7 protein-coding genes and 2 pseudogenes are annotated in these 8,390 nt (G+C 40.2%); 6 read left to right on the top strand and 3 right to left on the bottom strand.

Annotated elements, in window-relative coordinates:
- Positions 1–118 precede the first annotated feature (118 nt).
- On the bottom strand, positions 119–646 hold the full coding sequence (locus tag IV64_RS07460; protein ID WP_021816946.1) for a hypothetical protein: 528 nt from the start codon (positions 644–646) through the stop codon (positions 119–121).
- A 208-nt stretch (positions 647–854) separates the two neighbouring features.
- Between IV64_RS07460 and IV64_RS14660 the strand changes: the two are divergent.
- The 3 genes and pseudogenes from IV64_RS14660 to IV64_RS07450 all read left to right on the top strand — a co-directional run.
- A pseudogene (locus IV64_RS14660) lies at positions 855–1,069 on the top strand (hypothetical protein); the annotation flags it as partial.
- Positions 1,057–2,211 (top strand): cation:proton antiporter, encoded by a 1,155-nt coding sequence (locus IV64_RS07455; RefSeq protein ID WP_057706645.1) that lies wholly within the window; start codon positions 1,057–1,059, stop codon positions 2,209–2,211. The pseudogene IV64_RS14660 and the gene IV64_RS07455, both read left to right, overlap by 13 nt.
- Before the next feature lie 122 nt (positions 2,212–2,333).
- Positions 2,334–3,902, top strand: coding sequence for a ClC family H(+)/Cl(-) exchange transporter (locus IV64_RS07450; protein WP_057706644.1), 1,569 nt, complete (start codon positions 2,334–2,336; stop codon positions 3,900–3,902).
- Between the two features lie 238 nt (positions 3,903–4,140).
- Here IV64_RS07450 and IV64_RS14125 read toward each other — a convergent pair whose 3' ends face one another.
- Positions 4,141–4,203 carry a putative holin-like toxin gene (locus tag IV64_RS14125; RefSeq protein ID WP_222843308.1) on the bottom strand — a complete coding sequence of 21 codons (63 nt, stop codon included), beginning with the start codon at positions 4,201–4,203 and terminating at the stop codon, positions 4,141–4,143.
- A 490-nt stretch (positions 4,204–4,693) separates the two neighbouring features.
- On the opposite strand from IV64_RS14125, the pseudogene IV64_RS07445 reads away from it, so the two are divergent.
- A pseudogene (locus tag IV64_RS07445) lies at positions 4,694–4,864 on the top strand (recombinase family protein); the annotation flags it as partial.
- Between the two features lie 259 nt (positions 4,865–5,123).
- On the opposite strand, the gene IV64_RS07440 reads toward IV64_RS07445, so the two are convergent.
- Positions 5,124–5,768 carry a TetR/AcrR family transcriptional regulator gene (locus tag IV64_RS07440; RefSeq protein WP_003679973.1) on the bottom strand — a complete coding sequence of 215 codons (645 nt, stop codon included), beginning with the start codon at positions 5,766–5,768 and terminating at the stop codon, positions 5,124–5,126.
- A 229-nt stretch (positions 5,769–5,997) separates the two neighbouring features.
- Here IV64_RS07440 and IV64_RS07435 point away from each other — a divergent pair, with 229 nt between their 5' ends.
- Positions 5,998–7,392 (top strand): Nramp family divalent metal transporter, encoded by a 1,395-nt coding sequence (locus IV64_RS07435; protein ID WP_057706643.1) that lies wholly within the window; start codon positions 5,998–6,000, stop codon positions 7,390–7,392.
- A gap of 70 nt (positions 7,393–7,462) precedes the next feature.
- Entirely contained in the window at positions 7,463–8,311 is an 849-nt protein-coding gene (locus IV64_RS07430; RefSeq protein WP_272946842.1) for a glycosyltransferase, read from the top strand.
- The last annotated feature ends 79 nt before the right edge of the window (positions 8,312–8,390 follow it).

The raw sequence follows: 8,390 nt of genomic DNA, 5'->3' as shown, positions 1-8,390 counted from the left end.
ATCAGGTTATGCTGACAAATTTGTCCAAAAATTCGGATTAAATTTGCAATCTACCAAAAAAGACAAGGTGAGAAACCAAAATTAGTTCCTCACCTTGTCTTTTTTAACGCTCAGATTCCTATACTAGAAATCCTATAATTGCCATGACGAACAATGCGGAGTAGGATTGCAAATGGTACCTAACTAAATCTTTGTGGTCCTGTTCGTTTGGTAGTAGGAAAGCTTGTTTTTCAATGGGGTGCTCATGCCAAATAGGTTGTTGTTTCCAAAAATCATACAGTTGTTGGGGAAGTGCTATTGCAGGTGGAATTGCCATTATAAAGCCTATAATGGCTGGCCAGAATGGGGTTCTGCTATTTCCGAAAGCAATTACGTAAAAGCTCCATATGAGTGAACCATAAAAACAACCTTTAGCCACTGTAAATTCTAACCAGAAGAGTAGTTCGTTTTTTAGGGAACTTCTACGATACGTTTGAAGAACTTTTTTCTTGAGCTGCCTCATTTTGCGACGGGAGTCGTTCTTTCTTAGAAAAAGTCCCCAAAAGTATAGCTCGTCTGATCTTGTATAGTCCATAATTTTTTTTCGAATCTTACCAAGAAATATGAGTAAAACAAACTCAACTAATAAGATCAATAATGGTAACATCAATTTTGGGCCTCCTTAAAAAGGTACACTTATCCAGTCGCTGGTAGTTACTTATCGTGAATGTTAGAGTTATACTATTGCTGATTTTAACCACCGAAATTTTAATAGTTAATTCAGTTGGCGCCAACGTGGTATTTATTAATTTGGGCCACAATAGCCGACTACATCTATAAATGACATGGTATCATACTATTTATAGATGTAGGTTGCTAATGAATCTTTTAATCGATGGTTATGTTGGTTTTTCTCAAACAGTCCAACTTTAACCATGTAACAATTAATGAGATCATAGCAGCACTTGAACCTATTAATCAACGGCCATTGAAAACTATCGGACTTATTCGGATTAATTTTACAATCTGCCGTAAGAGGTATCTGGGTTTACGTTTTTTGTATGAGGAGGTTTTTGTTTGGAATTTTTAGGTACCTTGGTGATCATCTTGATTACAACTAGTCTATTTGGCCATCTAGCCTCTAGGGTTGGTATCCCAGCAGTGATCGGTCAATTATTTGTTGGAATTATTCTTGGCCCTGCGTTGTTGAATTGGGTTCACGCCAATGATTTCATCCATATTTTTTCAGAGATTGGGGTTATCATCTTAATGTTTATCGCCGGACTTGAGAGTGATCTTACATTGCTTAAAAAATATTTGCGTCCTAGCATAATTGTCGCGTTGTTAGGAGTTTTGATTCCGATGGTACTGATCTATCCAGTTGGTATTGTTTTTGGCTTGACACAATTTGAAAGCTTGTTTTTGAGCGTTATTTTTGCCGCAACGTCGGTTTCAATTTCAGTTGCTGTCATGAAAGAACTAAATTTACTTGATAGTAAGAGCGGTTCAACAGTCCTCGGTGCCGCGGTGGTTGACGATGTGCTAGCTGTCGTTTTACTTAGCATTATGGTCAGTTTAATAGGTACAAAGGCTGGTACGGATACCCAGATACCGCTAGCTCTGACTTTTTTAGAGCAGCTAATTTACTTTGCCGCAATTTATTTCGTGATGCGTTTTATCGCCCCTCTCCTCGCTAGACTAGGCACCAAATTATTGAATCCAGTGGGACCTACTATAATGGCGATGATTTTGTGTTTTGGTATGGCATATATTGCAAATCTGATTGGACTGAGTGCAGTAATTGGGGCCTTTTTTGCAGGAATTGCGATTGCACAAACTCATGTAGCTCATGAAGTTGATCAAAGTATCGAACCAATCGGTTATGCGATTTTCATTCCTGTATTCTTCGTTTCAATTGGTTTAAGTATGTCACTAGCTGGCATAGAACACGATTTGTTATTAATTATCGTATTGACAATTGTGGCAACACTGACGAAACTATTAGGAGCGGGGAGTGGGGCTAAATGGGCCGGATTCAGTTCGAATGAAGCTTACCTCGTTGGTGCAGGGATGGTCTCGCGTGGGGAAATGGCCTTGATTATCGCTCAAATAGGCTACCAATCCAAACTAATCAGTGATGATTACTATTCGGCAATTATCACTGCCATTATCCTAACAACGTTATTAGCACCATTACTACTCAAACATGCGGCTCGTCATATAAACTACTAAAACATTTTAGCGGTATGACACCCCTTCTCTGTGAAAAATAACTACTAGATTTCATCGAGATATTGCCTAGTTTAATTAAGTACTAAATTATATAATATTGGTTATAATGGAGGATTAGTTATTTGATACAGCTTGTAAAAGAAAAATTTGACGTTACTCGTTTGCGATTTGTTTTACTCGGCCTGCTTGTGGGTTTAATGAGTGGCACCGTTGTTAGCTTATTTCGCTATTGTATTGAGATAGGGCTGCACTATAGTCGATTGGTATATAGATACTTACGAATCGCGCCGTTTGTTTGGTGGGAATGGGCATTGTTGATAGGCATCAACCTTGGTTTAGCGTTAATTGTGGCTCGACTTCTCAAGAGAGAACCTTATATCGCTGGTTCTGGAATTCCGCAAGTTGAAGGTCAATTGGCTGGTGAATTGGAAATGCACTGGTGGTCAATTCTTTGGCGAAAATTTATCGGTGGTATTCTGGCATTGGGACCTGGATTATTTCTCGGACGAGAAGGACCAGCGATTCAATTAAGTGCGTCAGTTGGTCAAGGTTTCGCTTCTGAGTTTAAGTTATCAGGAACTGATCGCCGACTACTAATTGCATCAGGCGCCGCTGCTGGATTAGCAGCAGCGTTTAATGCCCCCATTGCTGGAACTCTATTTGTCTTAGAAGAGATTTACCATAATTTTTCACCGCTGGTTTGGTTAACAGCATTAGCCGGAGCAATTGGTTCAAATTTTATTTCGCTGAATGTTTTCGGACTTGTTCCCGTGTTACATTTAAGTTATTCACGTAGTTTACCAGTATCAAATTATTGGCACTTAATTTTACTCGGCATTGTTTTGGGATTATTTGGTTACTTATATCAACGGGTCTTGTTAGTTATGCCTAGGTGGTATCATCAATTGACACATTTGCCACGCCCAATACAAGGTATCGTACCATTTCTGCTGGTAATTTTAGTTGGTTACTTTTCGCCAAATTTACTCGGTGGTGGTAATGGCTTAATTTTGGGATTTGGCCAGCATGTTCCACCTTTGTTTGTACTAATTGCAATTTTTATTATACGATTCGTCTTTTCAATGATTTCATATGGTTCCGGATTACCTGGCGGTATTTTCTTGCCGATTCTTTCTTTAGGTGCTGTGATTGGTGCGGTTTATGGCGTCTTAATGAATCAATTAGGATTATTATCGCATGTCTATATCATGAACCTAATCATTTTTTCCATGGCCGGTTACTTTGCTGGAATCGGAAAAGCTCCCTTCACAGCTATCTTGCTGGTAACAGAAATGGTTGGCAATTTAACACATTTAATGCCATTAGCAGTCATATCGTTAACTGCTTACCTTGTTGTTGATTTATTAGGCGGTGCACCAATCTATGAAGCATTGCTTAAGCAGATGACAATGCCTAAAACTGTTCAGCAACTTCATCGACCTGATCATTTGGAAATACCGGTTTTCTTTGGCAGTCCCTTAAACGGCAAAATGGTCCGAGACATGCCATGGCCTAAAGAAGCACTGCTCATTGGAATCCGGCGTGGTGAACAAGAAGTGATTCCACATGGTGACACCTTGATTCATGAAGGTGATACGTTAGTACTGTTAACTGATACAACCCAACGAACCCGAGTTAAACAACGGATTGATGCATTATTAGCAACTTTAGAAAAAAAACACCGAGACTAAGTTAATAGGCAAATTGGTCTATCATAATAATAAATATTAGATTAAGTGGGTCCGTTGCCAGACATAAACATATTGGGAAACTATATACAAATACGGCGAAGTACGAAAAACGCTGAAAAAGAAAAAGGAAGTCCCACGTGAACAGGACTTCCCGTGTAGAGCCGTTAAAGACGGTGGCAGATATTAAAACAACACTAGTTCGCCCCATAACCGGTCAAAGTTATGTGGGGCGGCTTTTTCATTTGTGGTGTTTGTCGATATAGCTGAGTAGCGCGATTAAAAACGTGCCAAACAGCAACATCAACGAGAGTGTCTGAAAGACGCTCATTGACTGTGAAGCCTTCCTGAAGATTATTCCATGTTCCCATGAGCCTCACCTCGCAAGGGAAAAGACAATCATTGCCATTAAAGCTTCTTGCTTAATCTATTATACAGGGAAATGGGGATAGAATAGTGTCTATGCATAATCAGCTTTCTTTAATCTTCGAGCCATAAATAGCCAAGCTATTAACGAAAACAACAGGACTATAAATACCGTGATGTAACTCGTGTTTCCGTGATAAGTTAAAGATTCGATCCAAAAAAAATTAAGACAACTAGGATATTCACGAGAAACCTTGTTTCCAGATGAAAAAACATTTGATGGTAAATACAGGGAAACGATAAATTCAATTAATAATTCGCACTAAGCTTAAAGGCCACTAGGGTATACCCTATTGGTCTTTTTTGCTTCTGTGCTATACTAGGAATTACAAATGTTCATTAGAACTGTCCAAAATGAAGCGCTAAAAATGGCTAAAATCGGGTATGCCCGGGTAAGTTCCAGAGAGCAACATTTAGATCGACAGTTAGCGGCTTTAAAGGGCGTTGATAAATTATTTACGGATAAATTAAGTGGGGCTAACACTAATCGGCCAGAACTGCAAAAAATGTTGGCCTATATTCGTGAGGGTGATATTGTAGGGTCTAGAATTTTTGGTGTTGGAAAGTATTTCCATTCCAAAAGTACTAGGCCCTGAAATACGCAGCTTGGTTTGCAACGATTGTTCTAATTGGGTTAAATATTTATCTAATCTTTCAAACAATTAGTGATTTTTTGTGAAATTAAGCTTAAAAGATGGGTCATGAGTGAGTATAACCTGTAAATAAAATAGATGAAGTTAAGACAATTCAGTTGAATTATCCTAACTTCATCTATTTTTTATCGCAAATATTGATAACTTACAATCGGGGATTTAATGCCTTAACCAGTGCGGCCACCGCGTGATTGACCGCCTTGTCGGTTGGTTGAATATGAAAGAAGATGAAGCTGATCACCATGCCACCAATCAGTGACCACATGATCTGCATGATTTCCCAGTTATCCCAATTGACCATTTTATGCGTAGCTTTAAGCAGGTTGAGATTATCGTTAATTGTGTGCCAATAGGCATCTGGAAATTTACTCAAATACTGTTGACGAACCTGATCATCGTAAACCATTTCGGAAATGAAGATTTTTAAAACATCTTGATTATCCTCTAGAAAATCCATTCGATCTTTGACGAGTGAATCGACAAATTCATGGAGACTGAGGTCTTTTGGGATGGGTTCACTATCAGTAAAACTTGATAATGTTTCAGGGAAAATCGATTTCGCAACGGGTTCGATAATCGCGTTCAGCAAGCCGCGTTTGTTGGTAAATTTGCTGAAAATATTGCCTTCCGCGACATCTGCTTTGGCTGCGATCTCTTTGGTACTGGCGTTGAGATAGCCTTTTTCGGCAAAAACTTCAATTGCCGCGGTGTAGATCTTAATTTGCTTGTCAGTCATATCATCAAAGACGTGTGCATCTGTTAGTAGTTGTAATTCAGTATGATTCAGCATGGTTAACCCCTCAATATGTTTCAATTTTGGAATTGAACGAGCAAACCTATCATAAACTTGGATTATTTTAAGTTTGATCATTCATCTGGTTTAAGTATACACTCAATCTTTCTCATTTGTTAACTAATGGTTAAAATAGATTTTGGTTGACCTAAACTCATTGATGTGTATAATAGGTTGTGGGAATTGATTGAGTGCTCACTCAAACAACTGACCTGAATTCAACTCAATGAAAGAGGGTATTGATATGCGTGGGAGCGTAGCAGAAGAACCTAAGCATAAATTTTTTCAAAGTACAGAAGGTGAAAACAAGAGTCTGGATGAAGTTAACGGCAGCGTTAAAGTTCCGAAGAATGCCGGCTTCTGGCGAACATTATTTGCCTACACCGGTCCGGGAATTCTAATTGCAGTGGGGTACATGGATCCTGGTAATTGGATTACGTCAATTGCTGGTGGTGCCCAGTTCAAGTACAGCTTATTGTCGGTTATCTTAATCTCCAGCCTAATTGCAATGCTGTTGCAATCAATGGCTGCTCGGCTGGGAATTGTCACCGGTAAGGATTTAGCTCAGCTGACCCGGGAAAGAACCAGTAAGACAATGGGAATCATTCTTTGGTTAATTACCGAATCAGCAATTATGGCCACGGACGTTGCGGAAATTATTGGTTCCGGAATTGCTATCAAATTACTATTTAACATTCCGTTAGTCGTTGGCATTTTGATCACCACTGCTGATGTTTTGATCCTGTTGCTTCTGATGAAATTGGGATTCAGGAAGATTGAAGCAATTGTTGCGACACTGGTTGCCGTTATTCTGTTGGTCTTCACCTACGAAGTATTCTTAGCGGGACCGCAACTTGACCAAATGTTTGCCGGTTACATGCCGACCAAAGACATTGTCACTAATAAATCAATGTTGTATTTGGCACTTGGTATCGTTGGTGCAACGGTGATGCCCCATGATTTATATCTGGGTTCGTCTATCTCACAAACCCGGGCAGTCGATCGACATGATCGTCAGGATGTGGCTAAAGCCATTAAATTCACGACGATTGATTCCAATTTGCAACTGACAATTGCATTCATTGTCAACTCTTTGCTGTTAATTTTAGGGGCTGCGTTGTTCTTCGGAACCAATAGCACGGTCGGGCGATTCGTTGATTTGTTTAATTCATTGAACAACTCGCACATTGTGGGGGCAATTGCCAGTCCAATGTTGAGCATGCTGTTCGCGGTGGCTCTACTTTCCTCAGGTCAAAGTTCCACGATTACCGGGACGCTGTCAGGCCAGATCATTATGGAAGGATTCATTCATCTTCGAATGCCATTATGGGCGCAACGGTTACTTACTCGATTATTGTCAGTAACGCCAGTGTTGATTTTTGCCATCTATTATCATGGCAACGAAGCTAAGATTGAAAATCTGCTGACTCTGTCACAAGTTTTCCTGAGTGTCGCTTTACCATTTGCGATTGTGCCATTGGTTAAATTCACCAGTAGCAAGGAATTAATGGGTGAGTTTGTGAATAAAGCCTGGGTTAAGTACAGTGCTTGGGTAGCAACAGTTGTACTGGTGAGTTTAAACATTTACCTCATCTTACAAACTGTTGGCGTGATTGGTTAAAAGAAAGTTGATTAACATCAGCGATAAATCAATTGGATTGATGAGACACGAATTGGGGGATGAATGCGGTTTGGATATTTTATACTGTGGAGATGACCACATGTTTTCGGGGTTGATTATTTCAATCCTCTCACTGACAAAACACGCGCAAGAACCACTCAACATCTACATTTTAACTGGACAATTGTATAATCGTCATCAGCAATTTCAAGCGCTGACTGACGATCACGCAGCCTTTTTGAATCAACTGGTCAAGCGGGAAAATGTCGATAGTGGCGTTACCAAAATTGACATTACCACTCAGTTTGAGGCGGATTTGCCCAAGGCGAACATCAACACGTTATTCACGCCCTATAGTATGTTGCGGCTGTATGGTGATTTGGTGCCGCAATTTTCCGATCGGATTCTGTATTTGGACGCTGACGTTGTGTGTCGCCGGCCGTTTGAAGATTTTTATCATCAATCACTGGCAGGAACTGATTTTGTTGGCGTATTGGATCATTACGGTCGTTGGTTCTTCCATCATCAACAGAGAGCATTTGATTACATTAACTCGGGGATGCTCCTGATGAACCTGGATATGATCCGACAAGACAAATTACTGGCCCGCTGCCGGGAATGCTGCCGAAAATGGCCGATGATTATGCCGGACCAGTCCGCGATGAATAAGCTGGCCAAGCACAAGGCTTTTGCCCCTGAAAAATACAATGAGCAGCAGGATGTTCAATCTGACACCGTTTTTCAGCATTTCTCCACCCGCTGGAAATTATGGCCGATCGTCCACACGGTTTCGGTCAAGCCTTGGGAAGTTGATAAAGTTCACCAGCAACTTCATTTGCATGAATATGATGATATTTTAGCCGAGTATCAGGAGATTATGGCTGAATTGGATGCTGAAGGGAAATTGAAAACTGAGTGAGGGTGCGATGCGAGATGTGTTGCTCTTAGAACGTGTTTAGAATCTTTTCAAGAGTATTCGCAGGAAGGCTAAGCTAATC

The sequence above is a fragment of the Lactiplantibacillus xiangfangensis genome (assembly GCF_001438845.1).
Lineage (GTDB): Bacteria > Bacillota > Bacilli > Lactobacillales > Lactobacillaceae > Lactiplantibacillus > Lactiplantibacillus xiangfangensis.
The sequence above is the reverse complement of the archived record's forward strand: the minus strand, read 5'-3'. Positions and strand labels throughout refer to the sequence as shown.